This is a genomic window from Actinobaculum sp. 352, from assembly GCF_003957265.1.
In the GTDB taxonomy this organism is placed as follows: domain Bacteria; phylum Actinomycetota; class Actinomycetes; order Actinomycetales; family Actinomycetaceae; genus Asp313.
The window spans coordinates 175,357-192,161 of record NZ_RQSN01000001.1 but is presented as its reverse complement, the minus strand read 5'-3'; the positions used below and the strand labels follow the sequence as shown (position 1 = coordinate 192,161).

The following is a 16,805-nucleotide window of genomic DNA, read 5'->3' as shown; positions in this document are numbered from 1 at the left end:
CTAACGGTAGTACATGGCCAGGCGCATGCCGTCAATATCGTGCACCTCTGCATCGATGCCGTAGATCTCGGCCAGCTGCTCCGGATTGACGACGTCGTCGGGCGCGCCGTCCGCCACCACACGGCCGTCCTTCATCGCCACGATACGGTCGGAGTAGGCGGAGGCGATATTGATGTCGTGCACGACAATCAGAACCGTACGGTCAAGTTCACCGGCTACTTTCCGCAAAGCGTTCATCATGTCAACCGAATGTTTCAGATCCAGGTTGTTCAACGGTTCATCCAGGAGTAAGTAGTCGGTCTCCTGCGCCAGAACCATGGCGACGAAGGCGCGCTGCCTCTCACCACCGGATAGCTGCTCGAGGAAGCGTCCCGCCAGAGGCTCGAGGTTCATCTGGTGCATGGCGAGAGCCACCGCCTCCCGGTCTTCGCCGGTGAGGCGCCCACGCGAGTACGGGTAGCGCCCGAATTCGACCAGTTCGCGTACACGCAGCCGAGCGGTGATGGTGTTGGCCTGTCGCAGAATTGCCAAATGGCGCGCCACCCGCATGGAGTCCAGGGAGCGGATGTCCCGTCCGTCCAGCTCCACCCTCCCCGTGTCCGGCGTCACGAGCCGAGATGCCATGTGAAGAAGTGTTGACTTCCCGGCACCATTGGCACCTATTAGCGAGGTAATGCCACCGGTGGGAAAAGCAAGCGATACGTTATCCACGACTGCCAGCCCACCATACTTCTTCGTCAGACCGTGCAGGCGGATCATGAGAGCCTCTTTCTGTGCGACAGGATAAGAAGGATGAAGACGATGCCTCCGACGAACTCGATAACACCGGAGAGCACACCATTCATCCCCAGTTCGAATTCAAGGATGGCCTGCCCGCCAACTAGGCAGATCACGGCGATGCAAGCGGCGGCTGGCAGAACCCAGGTATGCCTGGCGCTACCGGTGAGGCGGTACGCCAAAGCGGAGACGAGAAGGCCGAAGAAGGTGACCGGTCCTACCAATGCCGTCGCTGTCGCCACCAGAACAGCGACGTCGACGAGGATGCCGAAGAGCGCCCGCCGGTAGGGCAGGCCGAGCGATATCGCGTGCTCGCGCCCCAGTGTCAGTACGTCCAGGACACGCGAGCGCCGTAGCAGGTCGCACCCCAGGGCACAGATGATAATGGTGGACACGCCCAGCAGGCGGGAGTCGACTGACCCGAACGAGGCGAAGAGCTGCGCCTGTAATACGGTCAGCGAGTTCGGTTCCATAATCGACTGCAAAAGCGTGGAAACAGATCGAAGCATGGTTCCCAGCACGATCCCGATGAGAATCATCAGTTGGATGGGCCGCCGCATCATGGAGGTGAACAGCGCTACAGCGAACACCACCATTATCCCGCCGGCCAGAGCAAACTGCGCCAGTACTCCCACATGCTGCGTATAGGCGGTGCCAAACAAGAAGATAATTGTTGTCTGCACCACCGCATACAGGGCGTCGAAGCCCATGATGGATGGGGTGAGAATACGGTTCTCGGCAATTGTTTGAAAGGCAACCGTGGAGATGGATACGGCCACGCCCACCAGAACAAGCGCTGCCACTCGCGTGGCTCTCATGCGCAGGACGAGAAGGTTCAGATTGCCCAGATCCAGACCGGCCAAGAAGAAGATAGTTACACAGGCAAGCGCGCAACACACCATTATGGTCAGGCGCACGGCCGGTTTGCACAGGTAATAGGCCGGGCGATGACGCCGTGACCGGGTATGCTCACTGCTGTGCCGCGTGTCGAGCGGTGCCGCGCGCTTTGTGAGCCGAACGCGCCGCAAGGGCGATTCTTGCTGTCTGCGCGACGACTCCCCCTCCAATACCCGAGCAGTGCGCGGTTGCGGTTCCTTCTGTTTGCGCGGGGACACCCTGCGCTCGCTCATATGCGCTCCTCGCTACGCAGGAGAAGCACGATGAACAACACGCCGCCGACGACCCCGACGACGACGCCGATGGGAATCTCCGCAGGAGCCACAACTGTACGCGCGAAAATGTCGCAAAGTAGAAGGAATGCCGCACCTGCTAAAGCCACCCACGGCAATGACCTTCGCAGACGATCACCGACGAACCGACTGACAATATTGGGAACGACCAGCCCCAGGAAGGGCAGCGAGCCACAGGTCACTACCACCACCGCAGACACCAGCGACACGGCTCCTATTCCGGTGGCTAGTGTGCGCCGGTAGTTAAGCCCCAAGGAAGAGCTGAGACCTTCTCCCAGTCCGGCAATGGTCAAGCGGTCGGCGGCAACATATGCGTAAACAAGTGCCACCGCCGCTAGCAGCAGCGTCTCCCAGCGTCCCTCGATAATCCCCGTGAAACGGCCGACCGTCCATTGCGTTAACGATGGCAGTAGATCGAGCCGGTAGGCGAGTACCGATGCGACGGCGCTTATGATGCCGGAGAAGATCAGGCCGATCAGTGGCGGCAAAATGGCGTCATGCAGCGGTATGCGGCGCAGGATCAACAGGTAGAGCCCGGTGCCAACCATCGCCCCAATAAGAGCCAGACTGAGTCGCCCAAGCACGGGCATCTGTGGCACCAACACTGCAGCGAGAAGCAAGCCCAGGGCGGCAGACTCGCTCGTACCCGTTGTGGAAGGCTCGACAAAGCGATTACGCACAAGTAGCTGCATAATCACTCCGGCTACCGAGAGCGACGCACCGGCCAGGACAATCGCAGCGGTACGTGGCACACGTGAACCAAGCAGGACGTGGAGCTGCTCGTCGCTTATCTGCCCCGTCACGACATCGCCGAGGCGCAAATCAGCATTGCCGGTGGCGAGCGATACGACGACCAACACACCGAACCCAGCCGCCGCAATCAGGCGCAACGGCTGGGTCCGATGCCGAATATGAGCATTATCCGCAGCGGTCACAGGCTTGCGGAGAGCTCATCCAACATCGCCGGGAAATTCGATGCACCCTGCATGACCAGGTACCAGCGTTCCGGCGTAACGTAGGTGATCGTGTCGTTTTGTGCAGCAGAAGTACCGTTGACGAAATCGTTGTTTAGGACCTCTTGCGCGGACGTCGCTTCGCCGCCATCGCGAGAACCGACGACGGCGTCACGGTCCAACACCCAGATGTAATCGGGGTTTGCCTGCGCAATGGTCTCGAAGGAGACCTCGGCGCCGTGGCTGTCGTCGGCTTGCGCGGTGTCGGCGTCGCTCAAGGCGTACTCCACACCGGTGAGGTCATAGACGTATCCGAAACGCGAGCCCGGACCGAATGCAGTCACATTTCCGCCGGTGACCAGCAGGAACACACCAGTCTTTCCTTCAATTCCGGCATCTTCGGCAGCCTGCTGAAGCTCGGAAACCTTGTCGTCAATCGCGGTGGTCAGCTTGGTGGCCTGGTCACCCATGCCCACCGACTCGGCAACAATCTCGATATCGCGCTTGACGCCTTCGACGTAGTCCGAATAATCGAGTGTGGCATCGACAGTGGTGAAGTTCTGGGAAAGATCGTCGTACATGGAGGACGTACGTCCGCCGGTAATCACGAGATCCGGACCCACCGTGGCGATGGTTTCCACATCCGGTTCCACAATGGTGCCGAGATCGGTGTAGTCGTCACTGTCGTAATCGGATAGGAACGACGGCACTGTTGATGATCGCGGCAGTGCGGTCACGCCTTCAAAACCCAGAGTGTCAAGGGTGTCAAGAACTCCGAAGTCGAGAACGGCGACGTTCTCAGGCTGGCTCTCGATGGTCGTTTCACCGGCGCTGTGGGTCACGGTGACCGGAAACGCTTCAGCGGCGTCCTGCGGCGTGGTTGTCTGATCGGTGGCGGCGGATGTTGTTGTCTCCGAGGTATTCGAGTCCGAACTTGAGCACCCAGCAAGGGCAAGTGCCACGACTGCTGGAAGTGCGAGTAGCGAGTGTGTGCGGCGCATAGGCCTCTCCTTATTTCTGGTATGCGAGCGACGCAAAGGCGTCACGACTGACTACGTCCGTGAGGGCTCGTCAGCCTTACCTTACTGCTGTTCAGGGCGTGTGGACAAGACCTGTCTCATCATGAGGTGAACCACTTCTTCTCCCCCGTGAGCTCGCGGTTACGGCGGCGTGCGGGAACGGTCCCAGCGCGTGACGCCAGGCCGTGCGCTTGGGACTCTTCCGACGCAGGTGCGAGAATGTCCGCATGGCCAATGATGAGAAGAAGCAGTCGCTGAGTGAACGCGGTGATAACCGCTCTCGACAACCACATAATGAGCAGTTCCGAGCATTCATGGGAACCGACTGGGGACCGCGGCCCTCTTCGCCCTCCCACAGCAGGGTTGCCGATGTTACTCCTGCCCGCCGGGAGAAGCTATCAGACCGTTTTCCCGGCGAACGCCTCGTCATTCCGGCGGGAACCTATCATGTGCGCAATAACGACAATGTCTACCGCTTCCGGGCACATTCGGCCTTCGCACATTTGACCGGCCTGGGCGGTGAACTGGAACCCGACGCCGTGCTGGTGCTCAATCCAACCCCCACCGGCCACGAGGCCACGTTGTACTTCCACCAGCGGGCATCTCGCTCCTCGGAGGAGTTCTACGCCAATTCCCGTTACGGTGAGTTTTGGGTGGGAGCTCGCCCCTCCCTGGCCGACATGGAAGCGCTGACCGGCCTGCATTGCGACTCGATCGATAATCTTCCCGATGCTCTCGCTAAGGATCTGGGACCGGGCCAAGTGGGACTGCGCGTAATCCCACAGTCAGATGCCGCCATTGAGGCGCAAGTGGCTGAGTTACGCGAGAAGGCCGATATCGCGCACGCGAGCAGCCAGGACGATGCCGAACTGGCGGAGGCGTGTTCGGAGATACGTCTGGTCAAGGACGACTGGGAAATCGAGCAGATGCGCCACGCTGTTCAGGCCACCCACGAGGGCTTCGACTCCATCATTGCCTCTTTACCCCGTGCAATAACGCATTGGCGCGGCGAGAGAGTTGTCGAAGGGGCCTTCGGCGCCAAGGCCCGTGAAGAAGGCAACGGCCTGGGCTATGACACCATTGCCGCAGCGGGCAACCACGCCAATACGCTTCACTTCATCGACAACGACGGACCGGTGATTCCCGGCCAGCTCATTTTGGTCGACGCCGGCGTGGAAATCGATTCTCTCTACACCGCCGATATCACGCGCACTCTGCCGATCTCCGGTACTTTTACCGATGCGCAGGCGGAGGTCTATCAGGCAGTTCTCGACGCCGCCAATCGCGCCCTGGAGGAGGCGGCCAAGCCGGGGTGCCGTTTCCGCGATGTACATAATGCCGCCATGGAGGTCATTGCCGCGCGCCTGGAAGCATGGGGAATGCTACCGGGAACGGCTGCCGAATCCCTGGCACCCGACGGGCAGTTCCACCGACGCTGGATGCCGCACGGAACATCCCACCACCTCGGCATTGACGTCCACGATTGTGCACAAGCTCGGCGCGAAATGTACGTGGATGCCGTCCTTGAACCGGGCATGATCTTTACTATTGAACCTGGTCTATACTTCCGCGAGGACGATCTAAAGGTCCCCGAGCGTTTCCGGGGCATAGGCGTGCGCATTGAGGATGATATTCTCGTCACCCCACACGGGGTTGAAAGGATATCAGAGGCAATACCACGTGAAATCGCCGACGTGGAAGCCTGGATGGCCCGCATCTTGGAAGAGTAAGTAGGTGATGATATGAGCTCGTCGAACCGCGTCTTTGTCGCCCGTCTAGCCGGTACTCCGGTATTCGACCCAATAGGAGACAAGGTCGGCACTGTCTATGACGTCGTCGTCCTGTTCCGTCTCAAAGGCGAACCGCTGGCCGTCGGGCTCGTTGTGGAAGTGGCGGGAAAACGCCGCGTTTTCCTACCCTTGACCCGTGTCACCTCCATCGATAACGGCCAGGTCATCACCACCGGCCTGGTCAACATGCGGCGTTTCGCGCAACGTCCGGTTGAAACTCTCGTGATGGCGCAACTGCTGGATCGGAACGTGCGACTGCGTGAGACCGGTGAGGAAGCCGCCGTCGTCGATGCCGCAATCGAGAAGGTTCGCGGCCGCGAGTGGCGGCTGACGACCCTCTATGTGCGCACATCCAAACACGCCGTGGGTGGGCACCGTTCTCTGATCGTTCCCGTACGCGATGTTAGCGGCCTGACGAATCCCGCTGCCGATCAGGGGGCCGACGCCATCCTGGCGCAGATTTCAGGACTGAAGGCCGCCGACGTCGCCGACATGCTGCGAGACCTCCCAGAGGATCGTCGACAGGCGGTGGCCAACCAGTTGACTGACGAGCGCCTGGCGGACGTGCTGGAGGAACTCGGCGACGAAGACCGAGTTACAATCCTCTCCTCCTTGGATGTGGAGCGTGCAGCCGACGTGCTGGACGTTATGCAGCCAGACGACGCCGCCGATCTGGTTGCCGAGCTTCCCACCGACCAAGCTGCCCAGCTACTCGACCGCATGGAACCGGGCGAGGCGGACGATATCCGCCGTTTGCTCGTTTACGAGGAACGAACGGCAGGTGGCATGATGACGACGGAGCCAATTGTGCTACCCCCGGAGGCGACGATCGCACAGGCATTGGCGTCGGCACGACGCGTCGACATCCCTCCCGCCCTCGCGGCGATCCTGTTCGTCTGCCGCCCACCCCTGGAGACTCCGACCGGGCGTTTCCTCGGAGTTGTTCATATCCAGCGCGCCTTACGCGAGCCACCCTCGACCTTGATCGGCAACATACTCGACACCGATATAGAAGGTATTGCGCCCACAGAGGGCCTGGGAACAATCACCAGGCTGCTGGCGACCTACAACCTGACTGCACTGCCGGTGGTTGATGAGGGGCTCCTGCTAGGGGCGGTCTCGGTGGACGACGTCCTCGATCACCTCTTACCCGATGATTGGCGCGACGCCGACGACGAGACAACGGACGAAGCGATGGAGGCACAGCATGGCTGACTTCGACAAGCCCCTGGATAAGAGCCGTCGCCGTCTTCCTTTCCGGCGGCGCCACGATTCGGACGGTTTTGGGCGCTTCGCGGAGGCAACCGCCCGGTTCATGGGCAGTCCGCGTTTTATCCTCTATATGACGATCTTCGTCGTCGCCTGGATTACGGCGAATATTGTGCTGTACAAACTAGCTCAGAATTACGCCTGGGATCCGTACCCCTTCATCCTGCTCAACCTCGCCTTCTCTACACAGGCCTCCTACTCGGCGCCGCTGATTCTACTCGCGCAGAATCGCCAAGATGACCGCGACCGCGTCATCGCGGAGCAGGATCGCCAGCGCGCTGAACGCAATCTGGCCGATACCGAATACCTGACCCGTGAAATTGCGTCTTTGCGCTTGGCCTTGGGAGACGTCGCCACACGTGACTTCGTGCGCTCAGAGTTGCGTGACGTGCTGGAGGAATATGATCGCGACCGGCAGGAACGTATGGACGAACGCGATCAGCGCATCCTCGAGCTTCAGCAGGAATTGGCCGATTTGCGCGATCAGCATTCGGAGTCTCCCAGCGTACCGACCTCCGACTGACGGATCGGTGGCGGGAGCCCACACCGCAGACGGTTCAGGGTGTGTCGATCTGATCGTGCCGTGCGTGTCAATATGCACGCCGATATGCAGGAGCTTTGTGCGCGGTACGCAGGTACGATAACCCTATGGTTACCATTGACGACGTCAGCCGCGCCCTTGAGGATGTTATGGACCCGGAAATCCGTCGGCCCATCACCGACCTCAACATGGTTGAGGACATTAGAGTGGACGAGGCTGGCAATGTTACCGTCTCGCTGCTCCTGACAACCCCGGGCTGCCCGCTGCGCGATACGCTGCAACAAGACACCGAGAACGCTGTCCGTGCTCTGGAGGATGTCGGTACGGTCAAGGTCAATATCGGCGCCATGAACGACGAGCAGCGCTCAGCACTGCAGGAGAAACTGCGCGGGTCGGCTCGCACGATTCCCTTCGCACAGCCGGGGTCACTGACGCGCGTGTACGCGATTGCTTCGGGCAAGGGCGGTGTAGGCAAGTCAACGATTGCCGCGAACCTGGCCGCCACGATGGCAGCACAGGGTCTTAAGGTGGGCCTCGTTGACGCGGATATCTACGGATTCTCTATCCCCCGCATGCTGGGCGTCGATACTCCCCCGGCGGCCCTCAACAATACGATCATTCCACCCGTCGCCCACGACGTGAAGACGATCTCGATCGGCATGTTTGTTCCGGACAATTCACCGGTCATCTGGCGTGGTCCCATGCTGCACCGCGCTCTGGAGCAGTTCTTCGCCGATGTTTACTGGGGTGATTTGGACGTCCTGTTGCTGGATCTTCCGCCCGGAACCGGCGACGTCGCCATCTCGATTGCACAGCTGATCCCGGGGTCGGAACTCCTTATCATTACGACGCCGCAGGCCGCCGCCGCCGAGGTCGCTGAAAGAGCTGGGCAGATCGCTAAGCAGACCGAGCAACACGTTGCCGGCGTGATCGAAAACATGTCTTACCTCGTCATGCCCGATGGGTCGAAGAATGAACTATTCGGTTCCGGTGGTGGCTCCACCGTGGCCGCGCAACTGAGCGCTGAACTCGGATATCCGGTGCCACTCCTGGGCCAGATCCCAATCGAAGTTGAGATGCGAGTGGCCGGTGACAGCGGCACTCCATGGGCGCTCAGCGACGGCGATTCCACGGCTCAGCAGACATTACGTTCCATTGCCGATGAACTGGGGCACAGGTCTCGTGGTCTTGCCGGCCGTAACCTGGGCGTCGCGCCGGTGTGAGTGAGGCCGTCGCACAGAAACATCGCGCCATGGCGCTCTAGGGGTGAGGCGGCGATCCCGGGGGTGAGGCGAGAATCCGGGAGCCACACCGGATGCGATCACTGGCTGAAACACGTGCGATGGCAGCGGCTTCGCACCGCCGCTGCAGTAGCATAGGGCATACAGGCGAAGGGAGAGCCATGTCGGCAGATCAGACGCAATCTTGGGCGTATGCGGAAAGTGTACGCATTGAGGATGACATCACCGCCGCCGCCCGGCACCTCGCCTCTGAATTCGGTTTCAGCGCTCTCAGCCCGGCCACGGGCGCTTTCCTTGAGGTTCTCGCGGCTACAGCGCACGTCCACAACGCCGTCGAGGTGGGCACGGGTACAGGCGTATCAGGCCTGTACCTGCTCGCTGCCTCCCCTGACCTCTCTCTGACCACAATCGACATTGAATCAGAAGCTCAGCATGCCGCGCGGGAAGCGTTTTCGCGCGCTGGCGTGCGGGCGGGCCGCACACGCCTAATCAATGGGCGGAGCGCGGATATCTTGCCTCGCCTCGCCTCGGCCTCTTATGACCTTGTACTTCTTGATGGCGATCCGCTGGAGGTTCCGGGCGACGCGGTCGAAGCACTGCGGATACTGCGCCCGGGTGGCCTGTTAGTGGTGGCACGAGCACTGATGGGAGGCCGAGTCGCGGATCCTGCCCGGCGGGAAGAGGACGTCGTCGCCGTACGTAATCTCGGTCGCGATTTACTGGCTTCAACGGAGCTGCGCACTGCCCTGGTGCCGATTGGAGAGGGTCTGCTGCTGACAACGGTGCGCCAGTAGGGATATTCGCCAGATACTTCCGGGAAGCCTCCAACCAATAGACCGGGAAGGCTTCAACCAATAGGAAAATGGTGGGAAACACTCCAGGAGCGCTTCCCACCACATCCTTGCTGCGTCTTAGCGTTCGATGTCTGCCAGAGCCTCTTTGAGGCTGGCCGCCTCCTCGTCATTCAGCTCGAGGACGAGCCGACCACCCCCGTCAACGGGCACGCGGACAACGATTCCCCGTCCCTCGCGTTCAACTTCCAGCGGACCGTCGCCAGTACGTGGCTTCATGGCTGCCATGGTGCTTCCTTCCCGTCAACGGCAGGAACCGTCAACGCCTTCATTCTACCCGTAGTAAGGGCAGATGTCCCCGGCCGAGGTCAGATATCACCGCGGGTAGCCGCATCCGCCTGCGCACGGCGTTCATCTGCCAGGCGATGGATACCATGGCGAATTGCATCCACGGCTTCCTCCTCGCTATCAACCAGCGTGAACAGGTCGACATCTGTCGCGGAGATCGTGCCCGCAGACACCATGGTGCCCTCAATCCACTCAACCAGACCGTGCCAGTAGTCGCGTCCCACAAGGATAATTGGGAAGGATGAGACCTTTTGGGTCTGTACCAGCGTCAGCGCTTCGAAAAGCTCGTCCAGGGTTCCGAATCCTCCCGGCAATGCGATGAATCCCAAGGAGTACTTCAGGAACATCATCTTTCGCACAAAGAAGTAGCGGAACGAGATAGCCAGGTTGACATAGTCGTTGATCCCCTGTTCAAACGGCAGTTCAATCCCCAGGCCAACAGACGTGCCACCGGCCTCACGGGCGCCTTTGTTGGCGGCCTCCATAATGCCGGGGCCTCCGCCGGTGATTACGCTGAAGTCCTCGTCAACGAGCAAACGCGCTATGCGCTCCGCCTTCCGGTAGCTCGGATCTTCTCTGGCCGTACGCGCTGATCCGAAGACTGAAATCGCCGGGCCCAAACCCGCCAACGCGCTGAAACCCTCCACGAACTCTGCCTGGATGCGCATCACCCGCCACGGGTCCTGATGTACCCATTCGGAGTCCTGCTCCGGCGCCAGCAGCCGCGCATCCGTCGTCGTCGATGGAATCAGGGGCCCCCGCAATAGTACCGGTCCCCTGCGATATGACCTGCCGTTTCTTGCCATGATGCCAAGTCTCCCCTACTTGCGCCCGGAACTCCACCGCACCACGCGGCCATCCACACCGCGTATCTTCCGGCACGCGCCAGACTCTCCCCAATACACACAGCCGCGCCGAAATCCCCCTCCACTTCTTCCCGCACGCGCCAGATTCTCGGTGCCACAGGAACTCAGTCGCACCAAGACGGTTCGGCATGAGCAAGGACTTCACTGTCCGTTTGGCGCGCAGCTTCAAGTAAAGCTACGCCTCTCGTAGGCGACCAACTCCCGTGCCCGGCCGCTCGCGCTCACCACCTTCGGCGCGCGGCGGAGACGCCTTCTCGCCTAGTCGCGGACAGGCGGAGCGATTCCCGAGACACGAGAGGTTTTAGGAAGTAATGTTGATTCATGACTCAAAATGAAGCGGATTCACACACCGCGAGCACGGACGCCGCCCACGCAGCCGCGTTCATCGCCGAACGGACCGGAATCTCCACCCACGAGATCGCGCTAACACTCGGATCCGGATGGGGCGAAGCAGCGGGACTAATAGGAACAACCATCGCAGAGGTCCCCGCCACGGAGGTTCCCGGGTTCTCAATCTCCGGCGTTGCCGGGCACGCCGGTACGATCAGTTCGATTGAGCTTCCCTCCGGGCACCACGCCCTGATTCTCGGCGCCCGCACCCACTTTTATGAGGGCAAGGGTGCAGCCGCCGTCGCCCACGGTGTACGCACAGCCGCAGCAGCCGGGGCTAAGGTGGCTCTTCTCACCAACGGTTGCGGATCGACCGTCCCCGAATGGGGGCCGGGGACTGCCGTCCTCATTAAGGATCACCTGAACCTGACCGCGTGCTCTCCACTCGAGGGCGCCAACTTCGTCGATCTCACCGATGCCTACGCACAACGGCTACGCAACCTCGCACACGAGGTGGATCCCGCGCTGCCGGAGGGTGTGTACGCCCAGTTCCCCGGCCCCCACTACGAGACGCCTGCGGAAGTACGTATGGCGCGCACACTGGGCGCCGATCTTATTGGAATGTCCACGGCACTCGAAACCATCGCTGCGCGCGGCGTAGGGCTCGAGGTACTCGGCATTTCATTGGTTACAAATCATGCCGCGGGTTTTGCGCCGGGCACCCTGGACCACTCCGAGGTGCTTGCGGCCGGCCGGGAAGCAGGACCACGCATTTCCCAGCTGCTGGCGCAGATTGTTTCACGCATCGACAAGGAGATTCTGTGACATACGAAAACGTTCGCGACTGGATCGCCCACGACCCGGACGAAGTTACACGCAGGGAGCTCACCGAGCTCCTTTCGAAGGCGGAGGGAGGCGACGACGCCGCACAGGCTGACCTCGCTGATCGTTTCTCCGGCCCGCTTGCTTTCGGCACTGCGGGACTACGCGGCGAGATGGGCGGCGGTGAGCATCGCATGAACCGCGCGGTCGTCCGCCGCGCCGCAGCGGGCCTGATGGCCTATCTGCGTGAGCACGCGGGCGAAGACGCCCTCCTCGTCGTCGGATATGATGCACGCTATAACTCGCAGATCTTCGCGAAGGAGACCGCTGCCATTGCGACGGCGGCAGGCATCCGCGCCCGCCTGATGCCGCGCGCCCTTCCGACGCCGCTGCTGGCCTATGCGGTACAGAAACTCGGTGCCGATGCCGGCGTCATGGTAACGGCTTCGCACAACCCGGCCCGTGACAACGGGTACAAGGTCTACCTCGGTGGACGGTGCGCCGATCAATGGGGGCAGGGCGTCCAGCTCGTTCCCCCGGCCGATAGTGATATCGCGGCCTGTATCGCCGCCACTCCCCCGGCCGATGAGATCCTACTTGCCGACGGGTACGAATTCATCAGCGAAGACCTGATTGACAGCTACATCGCCGATTGTGCCGCATTAGTCCCCGCTGAACACTCCCGCGACATTCGGATCGTGTACACGGCGATGCACGGAGTGGGCGCACAGATCATGCGTCGAGTGTTCTCCGCCGCCGGTTTCACCAATGTCATAGAGGTTGCGCAGCAGTGCGAGCCGGACCCTGACTTCCCAACGGTTTCCTTCCCGAATCCCGAGGAGCCGGGTGCGCTCGATATGGCGATGGAACTGGCCGAACGCGAAAATGCCGAACTGGTTATCGCCTCCGATCCCGACGCTGATCGCTGTTCAGCCGCCGTTCCGACCGCGAGCGGCTGGCGGCAGCTCTCCGGTGATGAGATTGGTTCCCTGCTCGGCGATTTCATGGCCGAAGTGGCAGGTGCCCGCGAGTCTTCGCCGGAGACCGCTACGGGAAGTACGCTGGCATCGTCCATTGTTTCGTCGCGGCTCCTGGAGCGGATCGCCGGTGCACACGGACTGGACTACCGGTCCACACTGACAGGATTCAAGTGGATCGCCCGTGTACCGCATCTTGCCTTCGGCTACGAGGAAGCCATCGGTTTCTGTGTGAATCCCAATGCGGTGCGCGATAAAGATGGACTTTCCGCAGGAGTGCTGCTGGCCTACCTGGCCGCGAAGCTCCGTGACGAGGGCTCCGACCTGGTCAGCGACCTCGACCGCCTGTACACGAGGCACGGCGTGTACCTGACGGGGCCGGTCACCGTGCGCGTGGATGATCTCTCCATCATCGGCAAGACAATGGACAAGGTGCGCAGCGTGCCACCGACCGAGTTGGCGGGTGCGCCGATTGTCAGCGTTGAGGATCTGACGGACGGAACGGAGTCGCTACCGCCGACCAATGCCATCGTGTGGCATACCGACCGCGATGATCGCGTCATTATCCGCCCCTCGGGCACAGAGCCGAAGGTCAAGTGCTACCTGGAAGTCATTGCTCCGGTTGCTGGTTCGGAGGCACTCGATGACGCTAAGGCTGCGGCCCGCGACCGTCTGGCGGAGCTGAAGGCGGCCGTTGCCGAGGCACTCCGCCTCGACTAGTTGCACGTCTCAACACGTCCCGGGCCCGTTTCCGCTGCTGGATTCGGGCCCGGTTTCATATGACGGTATTCAGGTTGCCGCGTGGGGTCTCCATGCTCGCCATGTGCTCATGTACCGCCCCGCGCCCCGGCAGAGTCTCCGGGTATCCGCCCAGCACCGAGACGACCCCGCAACCACCACAAAGACCGATTCTCCGGGTTTTCGCCAAAGCTCCGGGATATTCGCGGAGAACTGCGGAACGCCCGGAGAGTCTCGAGATAAGGGCGGTCACCGGTTGACCACCGAAGCTGCCGCGTTGCGGAATCACGCCATCGGCCGCTGCACGATTCAGCGCTCCACCACGGCGCACCGCCACCTGCGCCCCTGGAGGAAGCAAGGCGAAGGCTCGTCGTCGAAGGCAGACTGTCGAGCTCTGCGACCGGAAGCACGGCACCAGCACGCCCGAACGGCACCACTGCAGCGCACACGGCTTTAGACGCCTACGCTGCGACGTCTCTCCCTCGACCACCGGCGCCCCACCGCACGCGGCATGAAGAAACCTCAGCCGCTTGTGGTGACGTCCGCGGAGGTCGCCACCACAAGGCCTACGGCTTCAGAGTGTGTCAAGAACCTTCTGGGTCGAGCTGAGACCAAGGCGCGTCGCACCCGCGTCGAGTAGCTCCGAGGCGAAGGCGCCGTCGCGAATACCACCGGAGGCCTTAACCTCGAGATCGTCGCCCACCGTCTTCTTCATCAGTTCGACGGCGTGCACGGACGCACCACCGGTTGGATGGAATCCGGTCGATGTCTTCACGAAATCCGCACCGGCGGCCTTCGAGGCCTCACACACGGCGACAATCTGCTCGTCGCTCAGCGCCGCAGACTCGATGATCACCTTGAGAACCGCGTTCGGGATCGCTTCGCGTACCGCGGCAATGTCCGCTTGGACCGCGTCATAGCGGCCTTCAACGGCGTGCCCGACGTTGATCACCATATCGACCTCATCGGCACCGTCAGCAACTGCCTGCTTGGCCTCGGCGGCCTTGACTTCGCTACGGTGTGCGCCCGACGGGAAGCCGCAGACAACCGCCAACTTCACCTCGCCGAGATCAATATCAGCGGGCAGCGGCAGCATGCTGGGCGAAATACACACCGAGTAGGTGCCCAATTCCTTAGCGTCCGCGATGAGGCGCCGCACATCGTCTAGCGTTGCCTCCGGCTTCAGCAGTGTATGGTCCACCATGCCGGCGACTTGCTCACGTGAATACTGTGACATTCAGTTGCTCCTGTTCTTTCTGCTCATTGTTTGCTCACTTTTGGACGGCGGGCATGCGTGATCGGGATGCTCGCCGCTTCGTCGCTAGCCGCCAAGGCAGCCTCCCGCTGGTTGTCACGAGTGGCTGGCGCAGCGTCGCGATCCTATTCCCGCCCGATTCGCTCCAGCACGACCGATGCACGCGGCGCAACGGCCTCATCGGAGATATGCAAGGTATCCGCGAGGGACTCACGCGCACGGGCAAATCGCTCCGGCTCATCGGTATGCAAGCGCAGCAGTTTCTGCCCGCGTACGACCTTGTCACCCGGCCGGGCGAAGATCTCTACACCGGCACCTGCCTGCACCGGATCCTCCTTGCGCGCACGACCCGCACCCAGTCGCCACGACGCCACCCCGACGGCGAGTGCGTCAAGGTCTTGGAGGATGCCGTCCTTCTCGGCCAGCACGTCTTCGGTGTGTGCGGCCTGCGGTAATGGTGCATCCGGGTCACCGCCCTGCTCTGCGATCATGGTGCGCCACACGTCCATTGCGCGGCCATCACGCAGCGCTGCAGCAGGATCAGCATCTGGTTGGCCCGCAGCAGCAAGCATCTCACGCGCCAAGGCAACCGTCAGTTCGACGACGTCGTCCGGTCCTCCACCGGCAAGTACCTCCACGGACTCGCGCACTTCCAGTGCATTTCCCACCGTGAGACCAAGAGGAACAGACATGTCGGTCAGCAATGCCACGGTGTTCGTACCCGCATCGGTTCCGAGGTCCACCATAGTACGGGCGAGTTCACGCGCCTTATCCAAGGTCTTCATAAAGGCGCCCGATCCCACCTTTACATCTAGCACCAGCGAACCCGTTCCCTCGGCAATCTTCTTGCTCATGATCGATGACGCAATCAGCGGTACGCAGGCAACCGTGGCCGTCGCATCACGCAGAGCATAGAGTTTCTTATCGGCCGGCGCCAGGCCCGCGCCCGCGGCACAGATCACCGCTCCCGAGCCGGTGCCCAACTGCCGATAGATCTCCTCGTTGGAGAGACCGGCCCGCCATCCGGGAATGGATTCCAGTTTGTCGAGGGTACCTCCCGTGTGGCCGAGCCCGCGTCCGGACAATTGCGGTACCGCCACGCCGAAACTGGCAACGAGCGGCGCCAGAGGGAGGGTGATCTTATCGCCCACGCCCCCGGTGGAGTGCTTGTCAGCGGTTGGGCGTGGGAGGCCGGAAAAGTCCATTCGTTCGCCGGAGCGAATCATGGCATCCGTCCAGCGCGCGATCTCGTGGCGAGTCATTCCGTTGAGGAAGATCGCCATGGCGAGAGCACTCATTTGGTAGTCAGTTACGACCCCGCGCGTATAAGCATCGATAACCCAGTCGATATGCTCATCCTGAAGCACCTCGCCGTCTCGCTTGATCGCAATGACGTCGACGGCGTCAAAGGCCTCACTCATCGCTTCCCTCCCTGCGCCGCCGCAACAGCCGCCTTGGCATCAGATCTCGTGAATGTTGAGGTAGCCACGTCTTCCAAATCCTTTTGCCCGAAGCCGTAGGGCAGCACCTCCTTCATTGGCATAATTCCCTCCGGCATCGCCAATAACATCTCCGGACCGCCATGTTCGTAGAGTACCTGCCGACAGCGACCGCACGGAACAACGGGCTCACTATTGCCGTTGACGCACGCCACGGCCATAAGCCTCCGTCCGCCACCGCGTACAAATGCGCTGACCAGCCCGCATTCGGCGCACAGCGTTACCCCGTAGCCCGCATTTTCGATATTGCATCCGGAGTAGAACGTGCCATCCTCGGCGATACCCGCCGCTCCAACCGGGTAGCCGGAATACGGAGCGTATGCAGTTTGCATGGCCTCGACTGCGAGACCATGCAGTTTTGCCCATGTCTCAGTCGTTATTTTCATCATTCCTCCACCG

General features: G+C 61.5%; 17 protein-coding genes. 7 read left to right on the top strand and 10 right to left on the bottom strand.

The genetic code is table 11. The features are described 5' to 3' along the window. The 4 genes from EKN07_RS00745 to EKN07_RS00730 are packed head-to-tail and all read right to left on the bottom strand — an operon-like array spanning position 1 to position 3,921. On the bottom strand, positions 1-759 hold the full coding sequence (locus EKN07_RS00745) for an ATP-binding cassette domain-containing protein (RefSeq protein ID WP_126145420.1): 759 nt from the start codon (positions 757-759) through the stop codon (positions 1-3). Next, complete coding sequence (locus EKN07_RS00740) at positions 756-1,907, bottom strand: iron chelate uptake ABC transporter family permease subunit (RefSeq protein WP_206435640.1); 1,152 nt, start codon at positions 1,905-1,907, stop codon at positions 756-758. Before EKN07_RS00740 ends, EKN07_RS00745 begins: the two co-directional genes overlap by 4 nt. Next, positions 1,904-2,902 (bottom strand): iron chelate uptake ABC transporter family permease subunit, encoded by a 999-nt coding sequence (locus EKN07_RS00735; RefSeq protein WP_205647324.1) that lies wholly within the window; start codon positions 2,900-2,902, stop codon positions 1,904-1,906. Before EKN07_RS00735 ends, EKN07_RS00740 begins: the two co-directional genes overlap by 4 nt. After that, the gene (locus EKN07_RS00730; RefSeq protein WP_126145419.1) at positions 2,899-3,921 is read right to left on the bottom strand and encodes an ABC transporter substrate-binding protein; all 1,023 of its coding nucleotides are present in this window, start codon (positions 3,919-3,921) and stop codon (positions 2,899-2,901) included. The genes EKN07_RS00735 and EKN07_RS00730 overlap by 4 nt, the downstream gene beginning before the upstream one ends. A gap of 245 nt (positions 3,922-4,166) precedes the next feature. On the opposite strand from EKN07_RS00730, the gene EKN07_RS00725 reads away from it, so the two are divergent. The 5 genes from EKN07_RS00725 (at position 4,167) to EKN07_RS00705 (ending at position 9,574) form a co-directional block, all read left to right on the top strand. Continuing rightward, a complete protein-coding gene (locus tag EKN07_RS00725; protein ID WP_126145418.1) occupies positions 4,167-5,669 on the top strand; it encodes an aminopeptidase P N-terminal domain-containing protein in 1,503 nt (500 codons plus the stop codon). 12 nt (positions 5,670-5,681) lie between these two features. Continuing rightward, on the top strand, positions 5,682-6,944 hold the full coding sequence (locus EKN07_RS00720; protein WP_108715373.1) for a CBS domain-containing protein: 1,263 nt from the start codon (positions 5,682-5,684) through the stop codon (positions 6,942-6,944). Beyond that, positions 6,937-7,521 (top strand): DUF1003 domain-containing protein, encoded by a 585-nt coding sequence (locus EKN07_RS00715; protein ID WP_108715372.1) that lies wholly within the window; start codon positions 6,937-6,939, stop codon positions 7,519-7,521. The genes EKN07_RS00720 and EKN07_RS00715 overlap by 8 nt, the downstream gene beginning before the upstream one ends. Positions 7,522-7,646: 125 nt before the next feature. Further along, a complete protein-coding gene (locus EKN07_RS00710; protein WP_108715371.1) occupies positions 7,647-8,762 on the top strand; it encodes a P-loop NTPase in 1,116 nt (371 codons plus the stop codon). A gap of 179 nt (positions 8,763-8,941) precedes the next feature. Then, entirely contained in the window at positions 8,942-9,574 is a 633-nt protein-coding gene (locus EKN07_RS00705) for a class I SAM-dependent methyltransferase (protein WP_126145417.1), read from the top strand. A 117-nt stretch (positions 9,575-9,691) separates the two neighbouring features. On the opposite strand, the gene EKN07_RS00700 is transcribed toward EKN07_RS00705, so the two are convergent. Both EKN07_RS00700 and EKN07_RS00695 read right to left on the bottom strand, forming a co-directional pair. Further along, complete coding sequence (locus tag EKN07_RS00700; RefSeq protein WP_108715369.1) at positions 9,692-9,859, bottom strand: DUF3117 domain-containing protein; 168 nt, start codon at positions 9,857-9,859, stop codon at positions 9,692-9,694. Between the two features lie 80 nt (positions 9,860-9,939). Next, complete coding sequence (locus EKN07_RS00695; RefSeq protein WP_108715368.1) at positions 9,940-10,725, bottom strand: TIGR00730 family Rossman fold protein; 786 nt, start codon at positions 10,723-10,725, stop codon at positions 9,940-9,942. 381 nt (positions 10,726-11,106) lie between these two features. Here EKN07_RS00695 and EKN07_RS00690 point away from each other — a divergent pair, with 381 nt between their 5' ends. Together EKN07_RS00690 and EKN07_RS00685 are read left to right on the top strand one after the other, a co-directional pair. Next, positions 11,107-11,940, top strand: a complete 834-nt coding sequence (locus EKN07_RS00690) for a purine-nucleoside phosphorylase (protein ID WP_126145416.1) — start codon at positions 11,107-11,109, stop codon at positions 11,938-11,940. Continuing rightward, the gene (locus EKN07_RS00685) at positions 11,937-13,634 is read left to right on the top strand and encodes a phospho-sugar mutase (protein WP_108715367.1); all 1,698 of its coding nucleotides are present in this window, start codon (positions 11,937-11,939) and stop codon (positions 13,632-13,634) included. Before EKN07_RS00690 ends, EKN07_RS00685 begins: the two co-directional genes overlap by 4 nt. A gap of 55 nt (positions 13,635-13,689) precedes the next feature. Here EKN07_RS00685 and EKN07_RS00680 read toward each other — a convergent pair whose 3' ends face one another. From EKN07_RS00680 to EKN07_RS00665, 4 genes are all read right to left on the bottom strand, one after another. Beyond that, positions 13,690-13,989, bottom strand: a complete 300-nt coding sequence (locus EKN07_RS00680) for a hypothetical protein (RefSeq protein WP_126145415.1) — start codon at positions 13,987-13,989, stop codon at positions 13,690-13,692. A 237-nt stretch (positions 13,990-14,226) separates the two neighbouring features. Then, a complete protein-coding gene (gene deoC, locus EKN07_RS00675; RefSeq protein WP_108715365.1) occupies positions 14,227-14,889 on the bottom strand; it encodes a deoxyribose-phosphate aldolase in 663 nt (220 codons plus the stop codon). A 143-nt stretch (positions 14,890-15,032) separates the two neighbouring features. Further along, a complete protein-coding gene (locus EKN07_RS00670) occupies positions 15,033-16,328 on the bottom strand; it encodes a thymidine phosphorylase (RefSeq protein ID WP_108715364.1) in 1,296 nt (431 codons plus the stop codon). Then, a complete protein-coding gene (locus tag EKN07_RS00665) occupies positions 16,325-16,792 on the bottom strand; it encodes a cytidine deaminase (RefSeq protein WP_108716648.1) in 468 nt (155 codons plus the stop codon). The genes EKN07_RS00670 and EKN07_RS00665 overlap by 4 nt, the downstream gene beginning before the upstream one ends. Positions 16,793-16,805: the final 13 nt, after the last annotated feature.

Bases quoted from the DNA above. Each gene is read 5' to 3' on its own strand.
- EKN07_RS00745 (WP_126145420.1), bottom strand. From the start codon at position 759: ATGATCCGCCTGCACGGTCTGACGAAGAAGTATGGTGGGCTGGCAGTC.
- EKN07_RS00740 (WP_206435640.1), bottom strand. From the start codon at position 1,907: ATGAGCGAGCGCAGGGTGTCCCCGCGCAAACAGAAGGAACCGCAACCG.
- EKN07_RS00730 (WP_126145419.1), bottom strand. From the start codon at position 3,921: ATGCGCCGCACACACTCGCTACTCGCACTTCCAGCAGTCGTGGCACTT.
- EKN07_RS00725 (WP_126145418.1), top strand. From the start codon at position 4,167: ATGGCCAATGATGAGAAGAAGCAGTCGCTGAGTGAACGCGGTGATAAC.
- EKN07_RS00720 (WP_108715373.1), top strand. From the start codon at position 5,682: ATGAGCTCGTCGAACCGCGTCTTTGTCGCCCGTCTAGCCGGTACTCCG.
- EKN07_RS00715 (WP_108715372.1), top strand. From the start codon at position 6,937: ATGGCTGACTTCGACAAGCCCCTGGATAAGAGCCGTCGCCGTCTTCCT.
- EKN07_RS00710 (WP_108715371.1), top strand. From the start codon at position 7,647: ATGGTTACCATTGACGACGTCAGCCGCGCCCTTGAGGATGTTATGGAC.
- EKN07_RS00705 (WP_126145417.1), top strand. From the start codon at position 8,942: ATGTCGGCAGATCAGACGCAATCTTGGGCGTATGCGGAAAGTGTACGC.
- EKN07_RS00700 (WP_108715369.1), bottom strand. From the start codon at position 9,859: ATGGCAGCCATGAAGCCACGTACTGGCGACGGTCCGCTGGAAGTTGAA.
- EKN07_RS00695 (WP_108715368.1), bottom strand. From the start codon at position 10,725: ATGGCAAGAAACGGCAGGTCATATCGCAGGGGACCGGTACTATTGCGG.
- EKN07_RS00690 (WP_126145416.1), top strand. From the start codon at position 11,107: ATGACTCAAAATGAAGCGGATTCACACACCGCGAGCACGGACGCCGCC.
- deoC (WP_108715365.1), bottom strand. From the start codon at position 14,889: ATGTCACAGTATTCACGTGAGCAAGTCGCCGGCATGGTGGACCATACA.
- EKN07_RS00670 (WP_108715364.1), bottom strand. From the start codon at position 16,328: ATGAGTGAGGCCTTTGACGCCGTCGACGTCATTGCGATCAAGCGAGAC.
- EKN07_RS00665 (WP_108716648.1), bottom strand. From the start codon at position 16,792: ATGAAAATAACGACTGAGACATGGGCAAAACTGCATGGTCTCGCAGTC.